Source organism: Aquabacterium sp. CECT 9606, assembly GCF_918741295.1.
In the GTDB taxonomy this organism is placed as follows: Bacteria; Pseudomonadota; Gammaproteobacteria; order Burkholderiales; family Burkholderiaceae_C; genus Aquabacterium.
Window position 1 is genome coordinate 769,978 of the sequence record NZ_CAKKNB010000004.1, and the last position, 18,655, is coordinate 788,632.

Below are 18,655 nucleotides of genomic sequence, written 5' to 3' on the forward strand. Positions count from 1 at the left end.
CTACATCTCGCAATGCCCATCGTGGCATCGCTGCATGCGGGCCATGCGGGCTCGTGCGCGCCGTTGTTCTATTCGACTGACCAGTGGCCCCAGGGCGGATGAAATCTCGTAACGATGGCGCGCGAACCAGCGGTAGGCCACGTCGGTCATGGGCCGCAGCAGGGGCCAGCGGGTGGGAGCCCATAACCAGCCCAGGCCCACGGCAGCATAGGCCAGCCGGATGGTTTCAACCCCAGTGAAGACATGTCCATCAGGGCCGATGCCGTGAAGGGCGGCGTTCATGTCTTGCATGGTTGGAGGGCCGCTGGTATCGCCTTGGGCGGACGCTGGCCAGTACTGAGCCAGGTCGAAGTCAGGGGCGCTGATGTCCACGAAGGCCAACCGGCCCTGGACGTTGCGGTGGCGAAGTTCGTCCATCTCAAGTCGGCACACAGGGCAAGAAGCGTCGTACAGCAGGGTGAGCGGGTAGCTGGAACGTGCGGTGGTCATGATATTTTCCTTCTGATGAATTCTGTTATTTCTGTTTTAAGAGAAATTTCAGATCAAAAAAATGTCAGGTCTTGGCGTCGGCTTCTCGGCCCAGCAATTTCTTGATACGGGCACCCAACTTGAGCACCTTGGTCAGCGTGGCCACGTCCAGGCGCAGCATCTCGTCACTCCAGGCGGTCAGGATTTCGAGGAATTCGAGGGTGGCCTTGAGGCGCAGACGCACTTCTGCGGGTTCCTTGCTCAGGGCGGGGTCGGCAAGCAGATCGCGCAGCACGGTCATGGTCGGGGCCAGTTCTCGCTGTTCGCGTTCTCGCACGATGGTCCGGAACATTTCCCAGATGTCGGTAGAGGTCTCGAAGTGATCACGCCGGTCGCCGGGCAAGTGGACTAGGCGGGCGAGCTTCCAGCTTTGCAGTTCGCGCAGGCTGTTGCTGACATTCGAGCGGGCCACGCCCAGGGTGTCGACGATTTCCTCAGCGTGCATGGGCCGACCGTGGATGTAGAGCAAGGCGTGGATTTGCGAGACGGTACGATTCACGCCCCAGCGGGTACCCATTTCGCCCCAATGCAATACAAACCGTGAGAGTGTGGGTGACAGGTTCATGGAAGCATTGTGGAATGCTTCTATTATTTCTGTCAATACAGAAATTTAAGATGAACTTCTATTCCGGCATTAATGCATTATTGGCAGGCGCGGGATTCGCTTCCAGCACCTGCCGCACCACGAAGGTGTGCTCGACCCGGTCAAGCGCTTCGGTGAGGTGCCGCATGGCCAACTGATAACGGGTGCGGCCCGTGGCGCCGTCGTTGTGGTCCAGGCGTTCAAGAATGCGGCCCAAAAGGTGGACGGCTGTCAAATGGGCCAAGGGGGCGGCCGAGGAGGAACACGGTACTTTCATGGCTTCCTTTCCACAGCGTTGGCGAACTGACTGGCGTTCGGCGCTGTCAAAGCTGGGTCCAACACAACTTCAATGTAGACCTCGTCGTTGTCGCGCGTTGTCAGAGCTTCGTCAATTGAAGTGTCGGAAAGAACTGACACTTGCATGCCAGAACCTACCGTGGCAGATGAGCCAGCCAGTGGCCCACATCAATGCGGCGCCCGGTGCGAATGTCGATGGCTTCAACGATCTTGCTGACCCGCAAGATGATCTCCTGTTCATCGGCTTCACGACGCACGGTGACGCTGCGCAGGCCTGGATGAACCGCCACCACGCTGACGGTGGTGTTCTGCAAGACGCCATTGGCATCGACGTACATGACCGCCCAATAGCGCTCGGCCTGCTGCGAGGCATCGTCGTCGTGGTGGTGGAACATGGACCGGCCAATGTGGGCCAAGTAGGACAACATCCCCGTGGGTGCGTTGGCTGACTTGTTGCCCATTTTGTGAGGCTTCATGTTGGCTCCTGGCTTTCTGTGGTTGTGATGGCCTTGAGTGGCAAACCACGAACCTCGCGCTGGGGGCTGCAGTGAATCACTGCCGCTGAGGGGTTCCGCTTGAAGACTGCTTGGCCAACGGCGACCGTGAATGCGAAGGTCTTCAAGCGTTGATGAACTGCAGCATGTGATCTCATCACTGCCGGCCCCGAGCTTGAAAGTGCGTTTATCTTATCGATCTGCCCTCTTTTTGGCATTCCCGCTGAAGGGGGAGGGCTGGCACGGCCATTGCCTTGACAATCATGTCAGTAGCCTGATTTCTTGGAAAAGGGTGGTGCCATGGATGCGATCGAGAACCGCTGTGCCAAGCCAACGCTTGCCGCCACGCTCTTCAAATGCGCGCTGGGCTGGGTGGTGTTGACCGCGCAATTTTTACTGAAAAAAGATCCAGACCTTCATTGGTGACCGAACATGCCGCTGCCCAGCCAGATGAACCACATTGCTTTTTCCGCGCCCGGTGGGCCGGAGGTGCTGCATCTGGCCACGGCCTTGGTGCCCGAGCCCGCCGCCGGTGAGTTGCTCATCCACGTTGAAGCGGCAGGCATCAACCGGCCTGACATCCTTCAACGCAATGGCCACTACCCCATGCCACCAGGGGCCAGTCCTTTCCTGGGCCTGGAGGTGGCTGGCGAGGTGTTGGCCATGGGCAGTGATGTCACTGGCTTCAAGGTGGGCGACAAGGTTTGTGCGCTGACCAACGGGGGTGGCTATGCCACGCACGCTGTGGTGCCTGCCACGCAGGCCTTGCCTTGGCCCAAGGGTTATGACGCCATACGCGCGGCGGCCCTGCCGGAAACGTTTTTCACGGTCTGGGCCAATCTGTTCCAGATGGGGCGTTTGAAGGCTGGCGAGACCGTGCTGCTGCACGGTGGTGGCAGCGGCATTGGCACCACCGCCACCCAACTGGCCCGCGAATTCGGTGCGCACCCTTTCGTGACGGTGGGCAGCGAGGCCAAACGCGAAGCTTGCCTGCAATTGGGCGCTGAGCTGGTCATCAATCACCGTGAGCGGGATTTTCAGCAAGCCATCGCGGAACACACACAAGGGCGCGGGGTGGATGTGATCCTGGACATCATGGGTGCCTCGTATTTCGCCCGCAACCTGGCCTCGCTGGCCATGGATGGCCGGCTGTTGTTGCTGGCCTTCATGGGCGGCACCGTGGTCAAGGATGTGAACCTCGCGCAGATCATGGGCAAACGCCTGCTGGTCACGGGCTCGGCCATGAGGCCACGCACCACCGAAGAAAAAGCGGCGATCGCGGCTGACTTGAAAGCCAAGGTCTGGCCTGTGCTGGACGCTGGCCGTTGCGCACCCTTGATCCACGCGGTTTTTCCGTTGGCCAAGGTGGCCGACGCCCACCGCCTGATGGAGGGCAGTGATCACATTGGCAAGATCGTGCTGCAAGTGAGTGCCGCGTGACCCCATGAAGCATCGATTCTGGTGGCGGGCCGGCGCCGTGTTGGCCACGGTGGCGGTGCTGGGTGTCTTGGCGTTCCAGGTGACGGTTCGGCGCTTGCACGGCAATATCGAAAGGGCATTGGGGCCGGGTGCCTCCGTGGGATCCTTGAAAGTCGGCTGGGCCAGCGTCGAACTGCGCGACCTTCAAGTGCGGGCCAGCCGCGTCGGGTGGCCTGCACAAGACGAGTTGCGGGCCGCGCGCGTCATCGTCGTGCCCGAGATGGCGAGCCTGTTCGGCAATGCCTGGCGCGTGCGCAGCGTGGATGTCGAGGGCGCCTACATGTCGGTGTTGCGTTCATCCGATGGCAAGCTGCAAGTGTTGCCCGCCTTGTTCGACCACACGGCCAAGCCAGGGTCGGCCGCCAGCAAGGAGTCCCCAAGCTCGGACAAGGCCGCGCCCAACATCCAGATCGGCCACGTGTCGATGACGAAGTCGCAACTGGACTTCTACGATGCGAGCGTGCGCAAGCCCGCGCATGCCATCCGCATCAATGAGCTGGCCATTGAGCTGGACCACATTGCCATACCGGCCCTGGACCAGGCCATGCACATCGATCTGCAAGGCATGGTCAAAGGGCCGCACCGCGATGGCCGGATCAAGGTGGCTGGCGAGTTCACGCCTGCCACGCACGATGCCCAGCTCAAGGGCCAACTGGCAGGTGTTGATTTGATTGCCTTGCAGCCCTACCTGGTGAAGTTGAACGAAGGCGGCGTGCGCGCTGGCACGCTGGACCTGGTCTTCGATGCGTCGGTGGTGAAGAACCACTTGCGCGCGCCGGGCGTCATCACCTTGACGGGACTTGAGTTGAACGATGGCGGTGGATTGCTCGGCACCTTTGCGGGCGTGCCGCGCCGTGCGGTCATCGCGTCCATGTCCGAGAAGGGCCGCATCGAGCTGAAGTTCTCGCTGGATGGCCGTCTGGACGACCCGAAGTTTTCGCTCAACGAACAGCTGGCAGTGCGTGCAGCAGCGGGCCTGGCCGAATCGCTCGGTGTCACCTTGGGGGGCATGGTCGAGGGCGTGGGCAGTGTGATCAAGGGCTTGTTTGGCCATTGAGTGCCGGGGCCCGTCTTCTTGCGCAGACAATCGGGTGTGATCGACCTGAACGTTTGTTTTTTTGACAAGGAGAAGCCATGACCACTGACTTTGCGACCTGCGACCTGTGCGATGACCACAAGAACGACACCGACGGCGCCTTCCGCGTCTTGCCACCTGTTTTCAAGGACTACGGCAAGCGACTGAAGTTCAGCGGCCCGGTCAGCACGGTCAAGTGCTTCGAAGACAACACCCTGGTCAAAGCAGCGGTAGATTCGCCCGGCCATGGCCGTGTGCTAGTGGTGGATGGCGGTGCCTCGCTGCGTCGTGCCCTGGTGGGTGGCAACCTGGGCAAGGCGGCGGCCAACAACGGTTGGGCTGGTGTGATCGTGGATGGTTGCGTGCGCGATTCGGCCGAATTGGCCGAGTGCGATGTGGGCATCCGCGCGCTGGCATTGATGCCTTGGCCCACCGAGAAGCGCAAGGAGGGCCAGGCCGATGTGCCGGTGCAGATCCAGGGCGTGTGGGTGCGCCCCGGTGATTGGGTCTATGCCGATGAAGATGGCATCGTGGTGATGCCCCAAGCCAAGACCTGATGAGGTAGATGCGGAGCGTTATCCGTTTTCGCTACCCCTCATGTAGGGTATGCCGCATGGTGATAAATTTCCGCAAATGCTAATAGATTAGGGGGATGGACAAACTCAATCTGGCACTGCAGGGCACCTTGGCTGATTACGTCAGCTTCATGGACAAATCGGTGGCGAGCCGTCAATCCAACGCTGCGCCCGAATCCCTGCTGGGCCGCTTGAGCATCCTGCCCATGGGGTGGGACATCCTCGACGAATACGGGCTGGACACCTTCTCCAAACAGATCGTGGGCGCGGTGTTGCCGTGGGCCCGGGCCAAGGACCGGCGCGGGCGCCCCTTGGCCGAAGGCGTCAACTTTGGCAGCCAGGATTACCTGTCCTTGTCCAGCCATCCTCTGATTCGCCAAGCTGCGGTGCATGCCATTGAGCAGTTGGGTGTGCACGTGGGTGGCAGCGCTGCCTTGATGGGCAACAGCGAAGCCTCGGTGCAGCTTGAATGCGAGCTGGCCGACTGGCTGCACTTGAAAGATTGCTCCTTGTTCCCCACGGGTTGGGCGGCGGGCTATGGTGCCATACGGGCGCTGGTGCGCGATCGTGATCACGTGGTGATTGACCGGCTGGCCCACGCATGCCTTCAAGATGGTGCCCGGGCGGCCACCCGGCATGTGCACACCTTTGACCACCTGTCAGTCCACGCCCTTGAGCGGCAACTGATGGCTGTGCGCGAAAACCACCCTTCGGCCGGCATCCTGGTGGTCACCGAGTCACTCTTTTCCATGGACTCGGACGTGCCTGACCTGAAGGCACACCAGGAACTGGCACACCGCTACCAGGCCACCTTGCTGGTGGACGTGGCGCACGACCTGGGCAGCATGGGGCCAGAAGGCCTGGGCGCCATGCAGGAGCAGGGCATGTTGGGCAAGATCGATGTGGTGCTGGGGACCTTCTCCAAAACCTTCGCATCCAATGGCGGCTTCGTGGCCAGCAATGAGCCTGGCCTGAAGCTGGCGATCCGCTTTGGTTGCGGGCCGCACACCTTCTCGAACGCGATGTCGCCCGTGCAGGCGCTGGTGGTGCTCAAGGCGCTGGAGATCGTTCGTTCTGAAGAGGGCGCCGAGCGCCGCCGGCGCTTGCACGCCAACACCTTGTCGTTGCGCTCCAAGCTTGGGGCCTTGGGGTGCACCGTGATGGGCGTGCCCAGCGCCGTGGTGCCCGTGCTGATGGGCGGGACCTCGCAATGCCGCATGGTGTCGCGGTTCCTGCTGGCGGGTGGCGCGATCGCCAATGCCGTGGAATACCCCGCGGTGCCGCGTGACGCTGCGCGCCTGAGGCTGCAGGTCATGGCCGACCATGCTCCAAGCGACATCGACACCTTCGTGGCCGTGCTGTCGCTGGCCATGCAAGAGGCCGATGCCATGCTGGTCAAACTGCACTCTGAAAACGATGGAGGGCTGCCCTTGGTGCAGCCGCCCGTGGAGGCCTTGCCATTTGCCGCCAATCGAGGGTGATGCGGGCTCTGGTGAAAGGCTGTGCCTTTTAGATCGCCAGCACCTCCAGCACGCGGTCCAGGCCGCCCGTGTTGATGGCGATCATGGCCTGCTCCCGCACCTTGGGTTTGGCGTGGAAGGCCACACTCAGGCCTGACACGTTCATCATGGGCAAGTCGTTGGCCCCATCCCCCACGGCGATGGCTTGCCTGGGGTCGCACTGCAGCCTGGCGCACAGGGCCAACAGGTGCTGCTTCTTGGCCTCGCCATCAACGATGTCGCCCAACACGCGGCCCGTGAGCAAGCCGCCTTCTATCTCCAGCAGGTTGGAGTGTGCTTCGTGCATGCCCAGGCGCGCCTTGACGCGGTCTGCAAAGAAGGTGAAGCCGCCCGACACCAGCAGGGTTTGCAGGCCTGCGGCTTTGGCAGCGTTGATCAATTCGGGTGCCCCGGGATTGATTTTCAGGCGCTGGTCGTAGACCTCTTGCAGGGCCTCGGCAGGCACGCCTTTCAGCAGGGCGACACGCCGTGTCAGGCTGTCCTTGAAGTCGGTGATTTCGCCGCGCATGGCTGCTTCGGTGATGGCCGCCACTTCGGCCTTCTTGCCCACGGCGTCGGCGATCTCGTCGATGCACTCGATGCTGATCAGCGTGGAGTCCATGTCGAAGGCGATGGCCTTGAAGTCGCTGAGCTTCAGAGGCGGGGTGAAGCGTTGGAGGACGAGGCCGGGGGCGTGTTCGGGGGCAAGGCTCATGGATTTGACGGTGTGGGTGCGGCTGGCGGGATTATCAGCCCTCTCCACCGCACCCTTGCACCGGTCAAATCGACCGTGGTGTCAGCGGCGACGTCGTACCGCGGCGCCGGCCACACCCAATCCGGCCAGCATCAGCAGGTAGGCCTGGGGTTCTGGAACCGCTGCAAAGCTCAATGTCACGTCCAGCGAAGAGTCGCGCACCCCGGTGCCGGTGGCCACCAGTTTGTAGGTGCCCGGCCCGATCGCGCCTGCCAGTGTCGAGTGGGCAAAACCGCCCAGCGTGCCCAGGAAGGTGTCGCTGGCAATGAGCGTGTTGCTGGCGTCGAACAAGTCCAGGTTCACGCCTGTCAGGCGCGGGCCGGTGCCGGTTGCGGTCGAGATCTCCCAGGCGGCTTCGCCCGTGAAGCTGCCGATGCCGGGGCCCACCGTGAAGGTGATCGACTGGTTGAGCGGGCCAACCTCATCGGTCACGAGGGTGTTGAGCCGGAGGTTGTCACCGGCATTGAAAGGCGTGGGCAGCACGGCCGCCACGTTCAGCACGTTGAAGTTCACCGGCTGCGTTTCGGCCTGCGCGGTGGATACCAGCGCACTGGCCGCGAGCAGCGCCGCCGGCAACAGCTTGGACAAGGTAAGTTGGTTCACATTCACCTCCTGTTTGAAGAAGCTAAAGGACAAACCCAGGCCACGCCTGCTGCCTGAGCAAGGTACAACTTTTTGATCCTAGCGGGCCAGATCCGGCGGCACCAGTATTCAAACTAGGGATGGCGTGGTTACTTGATGGGCTGCCCGAGCGATTTCAACAAATCGCGCACGTATTGCGCCCGGTCCTTGGGGTCGCTCAATGACTTTTCGACACGTAATTTGTCATTGCCCGCCAGCTTGATGTGGCGGTTTTTTTGCACCAGCTCAATGATGCGCATGGGCTCCACCGGTGCATTGGCGCGGAAGGTGATGTTGATGAGGCCAGGCGTGGCATCGACCTTCTGCACGCCATAGGGCTTGGCCTGCACGCGCAGGCGGTGCGTGTCGAACAGCGTTTGTGCTTGTGGTGGCAACTTGCCGAAACGGTCGATGATCTCTTCCATCATGGCCTCGATCTTGTCGATGGAATCGGCCGTGGCCACGCGCTTGTACAGGCTCAGGCGCACATGCACGTCGCCGCAATAGCTGTCGGGCAGCAGGGCGGGGGCATGCAGGTTGATGTCGGTGCCGCCGCCAAACAGGCCCAGGGGCGAGAGCAGGTCGGGCTCTTTGCCCGCCTTGAGTGAACGCACGGCTTCGCCCAGCATCTCGTTGTAGAGCTGGAAGCCCACTTCCATCATGTTGCCGCTCTGGTTGTCGCCCAGCACCTCGCCAGCGCCACGGATTTCCAGGTCGTGCATGGCCAGGTAGAAACCACTGCCCAGCTCTTCCATGCTCTGGATCGCGTCCAGGCGCTGCTGGGCCTGTTTGGTCAACCCTTCGATGTCGGGCACCAGCAGGTAGGCGTAGGCCTGGTGGTGCGAGCGGCCCACGCGGCCGCGTAACTGGTGCAACTGTGCCAGGCCGAATTTGTCGGCGCGGCTCATGATGATGGTGTTGGCGGTGGGCACGTCAATGCCGGTCTCGATGATGGTCGAGCACAGCAGCACGTTGTGGCGCTGGGCCACGAAGTCGCGCATCACGTGCTCCAGCTCACGCTCAGGCATCTGACCGTGGGCGATGGCGATGCGGGCCTCGGGGATCAGCTCGCTGAGCTTGTCGCGGCGGTTCTCGATGGTGTCGACTTCGTTGTGAAGGAAATAGACCTGACCGCCGCGCTTGAGTTCACGCAGCACGGCCTCGCGGATCACGCCGCTGGACTCACTGCGCACGAAGGTTTTGATGGCCAGGCGGCGTTGAGGAGCGGTGGCGATGACGCTCAGGTCCCGCAGGCCTTCCATGGCCATGCCCAGCGTGCGCGGGATGGGCGTGGCGGTGAGGGTGAGCACGTCGATGTCGGCGCGCATGGCCTTGATGGCCTCCTTGTGGCGCACACCAAAACGGTGTTCCTCGTCGATCACCAGCAGGCCCAGGCGCTTGAACTTGACCGACTCGCTGAGCAATTTGTGCGTGCCGATGACGATGTCGATGGTGCCGTCTTCCAAGCCCTGCATCGCGGCCTTGATTTCCTTGGTGGAGCGGAAGCGCGACATCTCGGCCACGCGCACCGGCCACTGCGAGAAGCGGTCTGAGATGTTCTGGTAATGCTGCTCGGCCAGCAACGTGGTGGGTGCGAGGATGGCCACTTGCTTGCCACCCGTCACGGCCACGAAGGCCGCGCGCAAGGCCACTTCGGTCTTGCCGAAACCCACGTCGCCACAGACCAGGCGGTCCATGGGGCGGGGGCTGATCATGTCCTGGATGACGGCGTGGATGGCGGCGCGCTGGTCGGCGGTTTCCTCGAAGCCGAAGCTGGCTGCGAAGGCCTCGTAGTCCTGGGCGCTGAAGCGGAAAGCAAAGCCTTCGCGGGCGGCGCGGCGGGCGTACAGGTTGAGCAGCTCGGCGGCGGTGTCGCGCACCTGTTCTGCGGCCTTTCGCTTGGCCTTTTCCCACTGGCCCGAGCCAAGGCGGTGCAGCGGGGCTTCGTCGGCACTGACGCCGGTGTAACGGCTGATCAACTGCAGCTGCGACACGGGCACATACAGCGTGGCCGCGTCGGCATAGACCAGGTGCAGGAACTCGGATGGGCCGGTGCCCAAGTCCAGGTTGATCAAGCCCTGGTAGCGCCCGATGCCGTGGTTGGCGTGCACGACCGGGTCGCCCACGTTCAACTCGGACAAGTCCTTGATCAGCGAGTCGACGTCGGTAGTCTGCTCTTGCTTGCGACGACGGCGCGTGGTGGGCGCGGCGTCGAACAACTCGGTCTCGGTGATGAACTGCAGGCCTTGGTTGTTGCCGCTCAGGTCTTGCCAGATGAAGCCGCCAGCAAAGGGCGCCACGGCCATGGCCATGCGGTGGTCGCTGGCCTCGAACGCCTTCAAGGAGTCCACGCTGGGCAGGTCGATCTGGTGGTCGCGCAGCAGCTCCAACAGGCTCTCTCGGCGGCCGTTGCTTTCAGCGATGACCAGCACGCGTTGCGTCGCGATTTTCAGGTGGGCCTGCAGCTTGCGCAAAGGCTCTTGCGCATTGCGTTCTGCGGACAAGTCGGGCAGCGGACGGGCCCAATCCACCGGCTCGCTGCCGCGGATGGACAGCTGCGCGTGTGCGCCAGCCAGGGTGAAGAAGTCTTCGGTCTTGAGGTAGAGCTCTTCGGGCGGCAGCAAGGGGCGCTCGGGGTCGTGCTGCAAAAAACGATGGCGCTCGCGGGTCTCCACCCAGAATTTGCGCAAGGTCTCGTCCAGCTCGCCATGCAACACCAGCACGGCCTTTTCACCTAAGTGCTCGAAGATGCTGGCGGTCTGGTCGAAGAACAGCGGCAGGTAGAACTCGATGCCGCCGGGCACCATGCCGTTGCCGATGTCCTTGTACAGGCGGGCTCGGGTGGGATCGCCTTCGATCTTCTCGCGCCAGCGCTTGCGGAAGGCTGCGCGCGCGTCCTCGTCCATCGGGAACTCGCGGCCGGGCAGCAGGCGCACTTCAGGCACAGGATAAAGGCTGCGCTGGGTGTCGGGATCAAAGGTGCGGATCGAGTCGATCTCATCACCGAACAGGTCAACCCGGTAGGGCACCAGCGACCCCATGGGGAAGAGGTCGATCAAACCACCACGCACCGCGTATTCACCGGGCGAAACCACCTGGCTGACGTGGGTGTAGCCCGCCAGGGTCAGCTGCGACTTGAGCGCGGCCTCGTTGAGCTTTTGCTTTTGCTTGAAATGGAAGGTGTAGGCCGCCAGGAAGGAGGGCGGGGCCAGGCGCGTCAGGGCTGTGGTGGCGGGCAGCAGCACCACGTCCACGCCCGTGTCGGCGGCCACACCTTGCTGCACGCGCCACAAGGTGGCCAGCCGCTCAGAGATCAAATCCTGGTGCGGCGAGAACGTGTCGTAGGGCAGCGTTTCCCAATCGGGAAAGATGGCGCAGCGCAAGTCGGGCGCAAAAAACGCCATCTCGTCCATCAGGCGCTGCGTGTCGGCCGGGTCGGCGGCGATCAGCGCGGTCACGTGGCCTTCGGTCTTGCGCGCTTGGGCAAACTGGGCGATCAAGAGCGCATCGGCAGAGCCCATGGGGCGGGGCACGGTGTAGCGTTTGCCAATGGCGATGGAAGGGAGCTTGAGCGAAGGCAACATGGGCAGCGCGAGAATGGCAAAGCGCCCGGCGGCGGGCTGCGGCCGGGCGTTGATCTGAAAGAAGCTTGATTGTAGGTGGGCGACAATCCCCGCATGCCCAGCTCCACGCCTTTGACCTTTTCTGCCCACGATTTTCAGCCGCGCTGTTTTGCGCTGGTGCCCTGCGCGGGCGTGGGGGAACGGGCAGGGGTGGGTGGTCCCAAGCAATACCACCCCGTGGCAGGGCAGCCCGTGGTGGCGCACACCTTGGCGGCCCTGGCCGCGGTGCCGCGTTTGCAGGCAATTTTGGTCGTGCTGTCGCCAGACGATGCCGCGTTCGAACAGCACGTGCCGGGGTTTGAAGGCGACCGTGCCTGGGTGTCTCGTGTGGGTGGTGCCTCACGCGCAGAAAGCGTGGCCAATGGCTTGGACGAGCTTTTGGCCCGTGGTGCCCAGCCCCACGACTGGGTGCTGGTGCACGACGCGGCCCGTTGTCTGGTCCAGCCTGAATGGGTCAACCGTTTGATCGACGAGTGCCAGGACGATGAGGTGGGCGGCTTGCTGGCCCTGCCGGTGGCCGACACCTTGAAGGCCTCGTTGCCGGGGCTGGGGGGCGAGTCGCGCGTTCAGGGCACAGTGGACCGCGCGGCCAAGTGGGCGGCGCAAACACCGCAGATGTTCCGCTTGGGCCTGCTGCGGCCCGCCCTGCTTGCCGTCTTGGGTGAGCCTCAGGCCGCGGCTGGCATCACGGATGAAGCCAGCGCGATCGAGGCTTTGGGCCACTCGCCGCGTCTGGTCCTGGGCGCTTTTGAAAACCTCAAGCTCACTTGGCCGGGCGATTTCTCGCTGGCCGAACGGCTGTTGGCGACACGGCCGGTGCGGTGACCGAAGGATTGGCCACTTCCTTGAAGGCCGCGGCCAAAATGGGCTTGGCCCAGTCAGGGGTGTCGGCCAAAGCGGCGGCCTGCGCAGGGGCCACTACCCGAGCAGGCGTCTGCGCTCCTTGGTGCTGGGCCCCTTGCCAATGCAGCACCAACCTGGGTTGCGGCGCAAGCCCGGCCTGAGGGTCGGCCTCGACCGTGTTGTCGTACACCCGCAATTCGGTCAGGTGGGGCAACAACTGAATCAGCTGAAGGCGGCTTTGGTCAAAACGCCGGCGAATATCCACTTCGGGGATGTCGTGCCCGCCCTTGGCCACGCGTGCCTTGACCCGTGCAATGTGGTGGTCGGCGCTGAGCAGGCCCACGTACCAGAGGCGCACCTCGAAGCCCTGTAAAGCGGCTTGCTCCAGCAAACGGGTGAAGCTGCGCCCGCCCAGCGTGGTCTCGAAGTTGTAGTCCAGCTTTTGCGCGATGGCTTGCTGCAACAGGCGCTTGCCCTCGTGCCAGGCGGCGCTGTTGGCTTGCGTGGCGCTCAGGTGCGGCTGTGCGCGGCGAATGGCTGCAGCCGCTTCGTCGGGGTTGAAATAGTGGCCCCCACGGCGGCGAATGTTGGCGCCACCAATGCTGCTCTTGCCGGCACCATTGGTGCCCGCCAGAACGAAAATGCGGGGGACGTGGGCAGTTGATGCCACGGCAGGATCTCTCTGATTTTTTTATAAGGCAGCGGCACGGTGTGTTCCGTGTGCTGGAGTGGACGCATCAAGGGCGTGTCGATGTGGCGTATGCCACCGCAGCCTGGCCCAGTTCATCAGGGGGGGCGTCAAAGGCATCCATCAAGGCATCTCGCGAAGCCAGGGTCTGCATGCGCTGCAAAAGGTGATCGAATTCTTGCGTCAGGCTGTCCAGCGGTTGGTGCTGGCCATCCAGCAAGGCCTGGTAGGCGTCCATGGACAGCACGATGGCGGTGGGCCGGTCACGCTTGGTGATGGCCACCATGCCTTGGCTGAAAGCCGTGTCAAGCACCAGCCCGAAGCTGTTTTTAGCCTCGGTGGCTGAAAACTCAGGGACTTCCACCTGTTCACCACGGTGGTTGCGCAAGGTCAGTGCGGTCATGTTGGACGCCCTCAATGGTCGCTGTCTGATCGTATTTCCACGATCGGTTTGGCTATTTTAGCCATTTCGTCCAAAATGTCCAGTCCTGAAGGCCAAGATGGCCAATCCTGCCATGGCATACAGGGCCAAGGTGGAAGGCTCTGGCACGCTTGATGCCCAAATCGCCTTCTGGCCCGAACTGGCCATCGTGGCATTGATCCAGCTCTTGTAATTGGCCACCTGCACAAAAGCCGATCCTTCTGAATTGCCGGTGTCGCCAGTCAGGGCGGCCGAGGCAATGCCCAGGAGCAAAGAGCCGGCGCTGTCGCTCACCACGCCTTTGAATAGGGCGCTGCCGCTGTCCCCGCCTTGCAAATACGCTTGTCCATCCGTGATGAGCCAGTTCACGGTGGACGTCACGTTATTCTGGGTATTCGTGATGATCGCACCCGAGGCCAGTGTGGTGGCAAAGCCATTGGGGGTCTGGTTCTGTGCGGTGGCCATCGTCAAGGTGCCCAGCGATGCCACTTGGTTGTTCTTGATCACCTGATCATTGAGGATGGGCGTGGCCGTGTCCAATGCAGTGGTCAAGTGCACCAGGGCAATGTCGTTGTTGGGGAAAGCCGCGCTAGAGAAGGTGTAGACCGCATCGATCAATGAGGCGCCGCTCAGCGAGTCAAAACTGCTGCTCCCCACCGTCAGGCCATTGGCCACGTGGGCAGCCGTCAAGACCCAGTTGTCGGCGATGAGCACGCCCGAAGCGCCGCCTAACTCGCCCACCGCGGTGAAACTGGTGGTGCTGGTGCCATTGACGATGGCGTGGGCCGGTGATGCACACCAGAGCGCCGAGGCAAAAACACAGGACAACAGGCGAAGGGAAGGCTGGCGGTACTTCATTTGTTGGATTTCTTGGAGGCGGTGGTGAGCATTTTCTTCAAGCCCGGGTTGGGCTTGAAGCACGTTATCCCCAAGCCCGCGCCACCTTTACCCTTCTTCATGAATGCGGCATCACCAAGATACCTCTTGCTCGGGGGTGGCCTTGATGCGGTGGATGGACAAGTCGGCGCCCTCAAATTCTTCTTCCTGAGACAGCCGCAAGCCCAACACTTTGTTCAGCACGCCATACACCACCAGGCTGGACACCAGGGCAAAACCCACGACCAGCACCGTGCCCAGCACTTGCGCGCCCAGGTGAACGCCGCCAATCCCGCCCAGGGCCTTTTGCCCGAAGATGCCCGCCGCAATACCGCCCCAGGCGCCGCACAGCCCATGCAGCGGCCAAACGCCCAACACATCGTCGATCTTCCACTTGTTCTGCGTCAAGGTGAACATGAACACGAAGATGGCGCCGGCGATCGCACCCACGGCCAAGGCGCCCGCAGGGTGCATGACGTCCGACCCAGCGCAAACGGCGACCAGCCCAGCCAATGGACCGTTGTACACAAAGCCGGGGTCGTTCTTGCCCAGCAAAGCCGCCACCAATGTGCCGCCCACCAAGGCCATCAGTGAGTTCACGGCCACCAGGCCCGAGATCTTGTCGATGGTCTGCGCGCTCATCACATTGAAGCCAAACCAGCCCACCGCCAGGATCCACGAGCCCAAGGCCAGGAAAGGGATGCTGGAAGGCGGGTGGGCCGACATGCCGCCATCCTTGCGGTAGCGGTTGCGCCGGGCGCCCAGGATCAGCACGGCGGGCAGGGCGATCCAGCCCCCGAAGGCATGGACCACCACCGAGCCGGCAAAGTCATGCATGGGCCCGCCCGTGATGCTTTCAAGCCAGGTTTGAAAGCCGAACTTGTTGGCCCAGACCGCGCCTTCGCACAAAGGGTAGAGCAGCCCGACGATCACTGCTGTGGCCAGCATCTGCGGGTGAAATTTGGCCCGCTCGGCAATCCCGCCAGAGATGATGGCCGGGATGGCGGCGGCAAAGGTCAGCAAGAAGAAAAACTTGACCAGCTCGTAGCCGTTCTTTTGCGCCAGCACCTCGGCACCGCTGAAAAAGTCAACGCCATAGGCCACGGTGTAGCCCACAAAAAAGTACGCGATGGTGGACACGCAAAAATCCACCAGGATCTTGACCAGTGCATTGACCTGGTTTTTGCCGCGCACCGTGCCCAGCTCCAGAAATGCAAACCCGGCGTGCATGGCCAAAACCATGACGGCGCCCAACAGGATGAACAGCGCATCCGTGCCTTGTTTCAATGACTCCATGAAATGCCTGAATGTCGAAGTGAATGGAAGAAAGAAAACCGCACCGACTTGGGGTCGAGTGCGGCACAAAAATCAAGTTATGCACCAATAAAAGCAAAAAATGGGCCAGTTTGGTGAGTGCGTGTTCTGTTGTTGTGCGCGAAATTTGCCCAAATTTGGGGCGCTGAAGGGCGGCGTCAATCAAGTCACCTGCTTGTTAGAACCATTTTGGTGCGTTTGAGCGCGCGCCTTGTTGGCCCCAAAATGGAGGCCGCTGGACGCACCATGCTTGTCGAGAGGACTGAAATGACGATTCGAGTTGGAGAAGGTTGGGACACACACGCCCTGGTGACGGGGCGTCCCTTGATCCTGGGTGGCGTCACCATCGAGCACACGCACGGCCTGCTGGGCCATTCAGACGCGGATGCGCTGCTGCATGCCATCACCGACGCCCTGCTGGGTGCGGCCGGTCTGGGCGACATCGGCCGCCACTTTCCCGACACCGATCCTGCCTTCAAAGGCGCTGATTCAGTGGCCTTGCTGGCAGAGGTGGTCAGGCGTGTGGGTCAAGCTGGCTGGGCTGTGGGCAATGTGGACAGCACCATCGTGGCCCAGGCACCCAAAATGTCGCCTCACGTCCCGGCCATGCGCGAGCGGATTGCCGCCGCCTTGGGCGTGGGCATCGATGCCGTCAACGTCAAAGCCAAAACCGCTGAAAAGATGGGGCCGGTGGGCGAGGGCCGGGCCATTGAGGCCCGTGCCGTCTGCCTGCTTTTTAAGAAGGCCTGAATCAAATCAGGGCGCCCGCTTCAGCCTGATGTGAGCCACCAGGCCGCCACCTGGGGCATTGCCCAGGTCCAGTTGGCCGCCCATGCGCTGAAGCGCTTTTTCCACAATGGCCAGGCCCAGGCCGGCGCCCGTGGCCGCTGTCCGTGCGGCATCTCCCCGGAAAAACGGCGTCGTCAACTGCGCCAGTTTTTCCACAGCCACGCCCGGGCCGTGGTCGCGCACCGTCAACAGCACCCAAGAACCTGATCGCGTGTAGCTCACTTCAACATTGGCCACGCCGGTGTAGGTGTTGCGGCCATACCGGCGGGCGTTCTCGAACAGGTTGGTCAGCACCCGGCCCAATTCGGTCTCGTCTGCCATCACCTTGGTGTCGATGGGCAGTTTGGCCCCGATGCGGATGCGCTTGGTGTCGCGGAACTGGCTGATCGCCTTGTCCACCACCGACGACACATGCACCGGCACCAGCGTGACATCACCGGGCCGCGCATAGTCCATGAACTTGTCGATGATGGCGTCCAGCTGGTCGATGTCGGCCGCGATGTTGCGCTTGGCTTCTTCGTCCACCACGCTCATCTCTGCTTCCAGGCGGATGCGGGCCAGTGGCGTGCGCAGGTCATGCGAGATGCCCGCCAGCATCACCGCGCGGTCTTCGTCCACCTTGGCCAGCTCGCGCGCCATGCGGTTGAAACCCTGGTTCACCTCGCGGATCTCTCGCGTGATCATGGATTCGTCCAGCACCGAGTCGTATTCGCCTTCGCGGATGCGGCTGGCGGCAAACGACAGCTCTTTCAGCGGCTGGTTGATCAATCGGGCAATCGTGGCCGAGCCCAGGATGGTGGCGATGAAGGCGATGCCCACCCAGATGGTCCAGGTGCGCCCGGTCATGGGCTCGACCCGCGCGGTGTCGGCCTGCAACCAGTAGTTGTCACGCTCGATCTGGAAGCCGACCCACAGGCCCGGCACATGGTTCACGCTGCTGGCCACCACGGTGGTGGGCCCCAGGCGCGAACGCAGCTCCTTGCCGATCGCATTGGTGAAACGATTGACCTCAAAAGGCTCGAACTGGTCCGACGGCTCCCGCGCCTTGAGCACGATCGACTCCTGCTCGGACATGGTCTTGATCAGGGTGACGCGGTTGATGCTGTCGGCATAGTGCAAAGCCGCGCGCGACAAATTCACCAGGCTGGCAATTTGCTGCGCCGCCTGCACGGTGCGAGGTTCGAATTCCAGGGCTTTGAAGGTTTGAACCCAGGCCACGATGCCCAAAGTCAACAACAAGGCCAAAAGAATGAACGTCCGCCAGAACAGGCTGAGGGCGAAACGATTTCTACGCATGCGCCACCATCAAGCCCCACCGTCCGGCACGAACACATAACCCACGCCCCAGACCGTCTGGATGTAGCGGGGTTGGGACGGATCAGGCTCGATCATCTTGCGCAGGCGCGAGATCTGCACATCCAGGCTGCGGTCGAAAGGCTCGAACTCACGGCCACGGGCCAATTGCGCGAGTTTGTCGCGCGACAAGGGTTGGCGGGGATGGCGCACCAACGCCTTGAGCATTGAGAACTCACCCGTGGTCAGCGCCAGGGGCTCGCCTTCCTTGCTCAAGCGGCGCAGGGCCAGATCGAACTCGAACGGTCCGAACTGCACGGTCTGGGCTTCCTTGGCTGGGGCGCCGGGTGCCTCGGGGGCAGGGCGACGGCGCAACACCGCGTGGATGCGGGCCAGCAGTTCGCGGGGGTTGAAAGGCTTGGGCATGTAGTCATCGGCGCCCACTTCAAGGCCCACGATGCGGTCCACGTCCTCGACCTTGGCGGTCAGCATGATGATCGGGGTGCTGTCATTGGCAGCACGCAGACGGCGGCAGATGGACAGGCCATCTTCGCCGGGCAGCATCAAGTCCAGCACGATCAGGTCGACGGTTTCGCGGGTCAGCAGGCGGTTGAGCGCCTTGGCGTCCTCGGCCAGCAGGACCTCGAAGCCTTCCTGGCTGAGGTAGCGGCGCAGCAGGTCGCGGATGCGGGCGTCATCGTCCACCACCAGAATTCGATCTGGGCGCTGGGTGTTCGCTGTGGTGGTCATCCGTGTCTCCTCGGAATTTGTAACAAGCCGGGATTGTGCGCACTTTGCACACGCAAAAACCGGTGCTCTGACCCCTTGTTACAAATCTTGCGCTCTTGGGCAAGGTGAGTCAAGAGGGCTTGACACGTTCTTGAAAGCCCTGGGTCGGCGCTG

At 62.5% G+C, this 18,655-nt stretch carries 20 protein-coding genes; 7 read left to right on the top strand and 13 right to left on the bottom strand.

The genetic code is table 11. From position 1 onward, the window contains the following. From LQ232_RS20740 to LQ232_RS20755, 4 genes are all read right to left on the bottom strand, one after another. Positions 1–489 carry a thiol-disulfide oxidoreductase DCC family protein gene (locus LQ232_RS20740; protein ID WP_230182276.1) on the bottom strand — a complete coding sequence of 163 codons (489 nt, stop codon included), beginning with the start codon at positions 487–489 and terminating at the stop codon, positions 1–3. A gap of 64 nt (positions 490–553) precedes the next feature. Continuing rightward, the gene (locus tag LQ232_RS20745) at positions 554–1,093 is read right to left on the bottom strand and encodes a GbsR/MarR family transcriptional regulator (protein WP_230182277.1); all 540 of its coding nucleotides are present in this window, start codon (positions 1,091–1,093) and stop codon (positions 554–556) included. A 58-nt stretch (positions 1,094–1,151) separates the two neighbouring features. Next, entirely contained in the window at positions 1,152–1,388 is a 237-nt protein-coding gene (locus LQ232_RS20750) for a hypothetical protein (RefSeq protein WP_230182278.1), read from the bottom strand. Positions 1,389–1,542: 154 nt separating this feature from the next. Further along, a complete protein-coding gene (locus LQ232_RS20755) occupies positions 1,543–1,884 on the bottom strand; it encodes a hypothetical protein (protein ID WP_230182279.1) in 342 nt (113 codons plus the stop codon). Between the two features lie 318 nt (positions 1,885–2,202). Here LQ232_RS20755 and LQ232_RS23550 point away from each other — a divergent pair, with 318 nt between their 5' ends. From LQ232_RS23550 to LQ232_RS20775, 5 genes are all read left to right on the top strand, one after another. Beyond that, a complete protein-coding gene (locus LQ232_RS23550) occupies positions 2,203–2,328 on the top strand; it encodes a hypothetical protein (RefSeq protein ID WP_256450106.1) in 126 nt (41 codons plus the stop codon). Between the two features lie 24 nt (positions 2,329–2,352). Continuing rightward, a complete protein-coding gene (locus tag LQ232_RS20760) occupies positions 2,353–3,342 on the top strand; it encodes an NAD(P)H-quinone oxidoreductase (RefSeq protein WP_371820347.1) in 990 nt (329 codons plus the stop codon). Positions 3,343–3,346: 4 nt separating this feature from the next. Next, the gene (locus tag LQ232_RS20765) at positions 3,347–4,438 is read left to right on the top strand and encodes a DUF748 domain-containing protein (protein WP_230182281.1); all 1,092 of its coding nucleotides are present in this window, start codon (positions 3,347–3,349) and stop codon (positions 4,436–4,438) included. Between the two features lie 77 nt (positions 4,439–4,515). Beyond that, positions 4,516–5,013 carry a ribonuclease E activity regulator RraA gene (rraA, locus tag LQ232_RS20770; RefSeq protein ID WP_230182282.1) on the top strand — a complete coding sequence of 166 codons (498 nt, stop codon included), beginning with the start codon at positions 4,516–4,518 and terminating at the stop codon, positions 5,011–5,013. A 95-nt stretch (positions 5,014–5,108) separates the two neighbouring features. Beyond that, entirely contained in the window at positions 5,109–6,512 is a 1,404-nt protein-coding gene (locus LQ232_RS20775; RefSeq protein WP_230182283.1) for an aminotransferase class I/II-fold pyridoxal phosphate-dependent enzyme, read from the top strand. A 28-nt stretch (positions 6,513–6,540) separates the two neighbouring features. On the opposite strand, the gene serB is transcribed toward LQ232_RS20775, so the two are convergent. The 3 genes from serB to mfd all read right to left on the bottom strand — a co-directional run bounded on the left by serB (position 6,541) and on the right by mfd (position 11,489). Further along, on the bottom strand, positions 6,541–7,245 hold the full coding sequence (gene serB, locus LQ232_RS20780; RefSeq protein WP_230182284.1) for a phosphoserine phosphatase SerB: 705 nt from the start codon (positions 7,243–7,245) through the stop codon (positions 6,541–6,543). Between the two features lie 81 nt (positions 7,246–7,326). Continuing rightward, positions 7,327–7,887, bottom strand: a complete 561-nt coding sequence (locus LQ232_RS20785) for an FxDxF family PEP-CTERM protein (protein WP_230182285.1) — start codon at positions 7,885–7,887, stop codon at positions 7,327–7,329. A 128-nt stretch (positions 7,888–8,015) separates the two neighbouring features. Continuing rightward, positions 8,016–11,489, bottom strand: a complete 3,474-nt coding sequence (mfd, locus tag LQ232_RS20790; protein ID WP_230182286.1) for a transcription-repair coupling factor — start codon at positions 11,487–11,489, stop codon at positions 8,016–8,018. 93 nt (positions 11,490–11,582) lie between these two features. Between mfd and ispD the strand changes: the two genes are divergently transcribed. After that, positions 11,583–12,353: a 2-C-methyl-D-erythritol 4-phosphate cytidylyltransferase gene (gene ispD / locus LQ232_RS20795; RefSeq protein WP_230182401.1), complete on the top strand. Its 771-nt coding sequence runs from the start codon at positions 11,583–11,585 to the stop codon at positions 12,351–12,353. On the opposite strand, the gene LQ232_RS20800 is transcribed toward ispD, so the two are convergent. The 4 genes from LQ232_RS20800 to LQ232_RS20815 form a co-directional block, all read right to left on the bottom strand. Next, a complete protein-coding gene (locus tag LQ232_RS20800) occupies positions 12,292–13,041 on the bottom strand; it encodes a zeta toxin family protein (RefSeq protein ID WP_230182287.1) in 750 nt (249 codons plus the stop codon). The genes ispD and LQ232_RS20800 overlap by 62 nt on opposite strands. Positions 13,042–13,108: 67 nt before the next feature. Further along, the gene (locus LQ232_RS20805; protein ID WP_230182288.1) at positions 13,109–13,462 is read right to left on the bottom strand and encodes a type II toxin-antitoxin system Phd/YefM family antitoxin; all 354 of its coding nucleotides are present in this window, start codon (positions 13,460–13,462) and stop codon (positions 13,109–13,111) included. 57 nt (positions 13,463–13,519) lie between these two features. Next, the gene (locus LQ232_RS20810) at positions 13,520–14,338 is read right to left on the bottom strand and encodes a trypsin-like serine protease (RefSeq protein WP_230182289.1); all 819 of its coding nucleotides are present in this window, start codon (positions 14,336–14,338) and stop codon (positions 13,520–13,522) included. 111 nt (positions 14,339–14,449) lie between these two features. Then, positions 14,450–15,652: an ammonium transporter gene (locus LQ232_RS20815; protein ID WP_230182290.1), complete on the bottom strand. Its 1,203-nt coding sequence runs from the start codon at positions 15,650–15,652 to the stop codon at positions 14,450–14,452. 285 nt (positions 15,653–15,937) lie between these two features. Between LQ232_RS20815 and ispF the strand changes: the two genes are divergently transcribed. Beyond that, complete coding sequence (ispF, locus tag LQ232_RS20820; protein ID WP_230182291.1) at positions 15,938–16,420, top strand: 2-C-methyl-D-erythritol 2,4-cyclodiphosphate synthase; 483 nt, start codon at positions 15,938–15,940, stop codon at positions 16,418–16,420. Positions 16,421–16,426: 6 nt separating this feature from the next. Here ispF and LQ232_RS20825 read toward each other — a convergent pair whose 3' ends face one another. Both LQ232_RS20825 and ompR read right to left on the bottom strand, forming a co-directional pair. Beyond that, on the bottom strand, positions 16,427–17,755 hold the full coding sequence (locus LQ232_RS20825) for a sensor histidine kinase (protein ID WP_230182292.1): 1,329 nt from the start codon (positions 17,753–17,755) through the stop codon (positions 16,427–16,429). Positions 17,756–17,764: 9 nt separating this feature from the next. After that, positions 17,765–18,502, bottom strand: a complete 738-nt coding sequence (gene ompR / locus LQ232_RS20830) for a two-component system response regulator OmpR (RefSeq protein ID WP_230182293.1) — start codon at positions 18,500–18,502, stop codon at positions 17,765–17,767. Positions 18,503–18,655 lie beyond the last annotated feature (153 nt).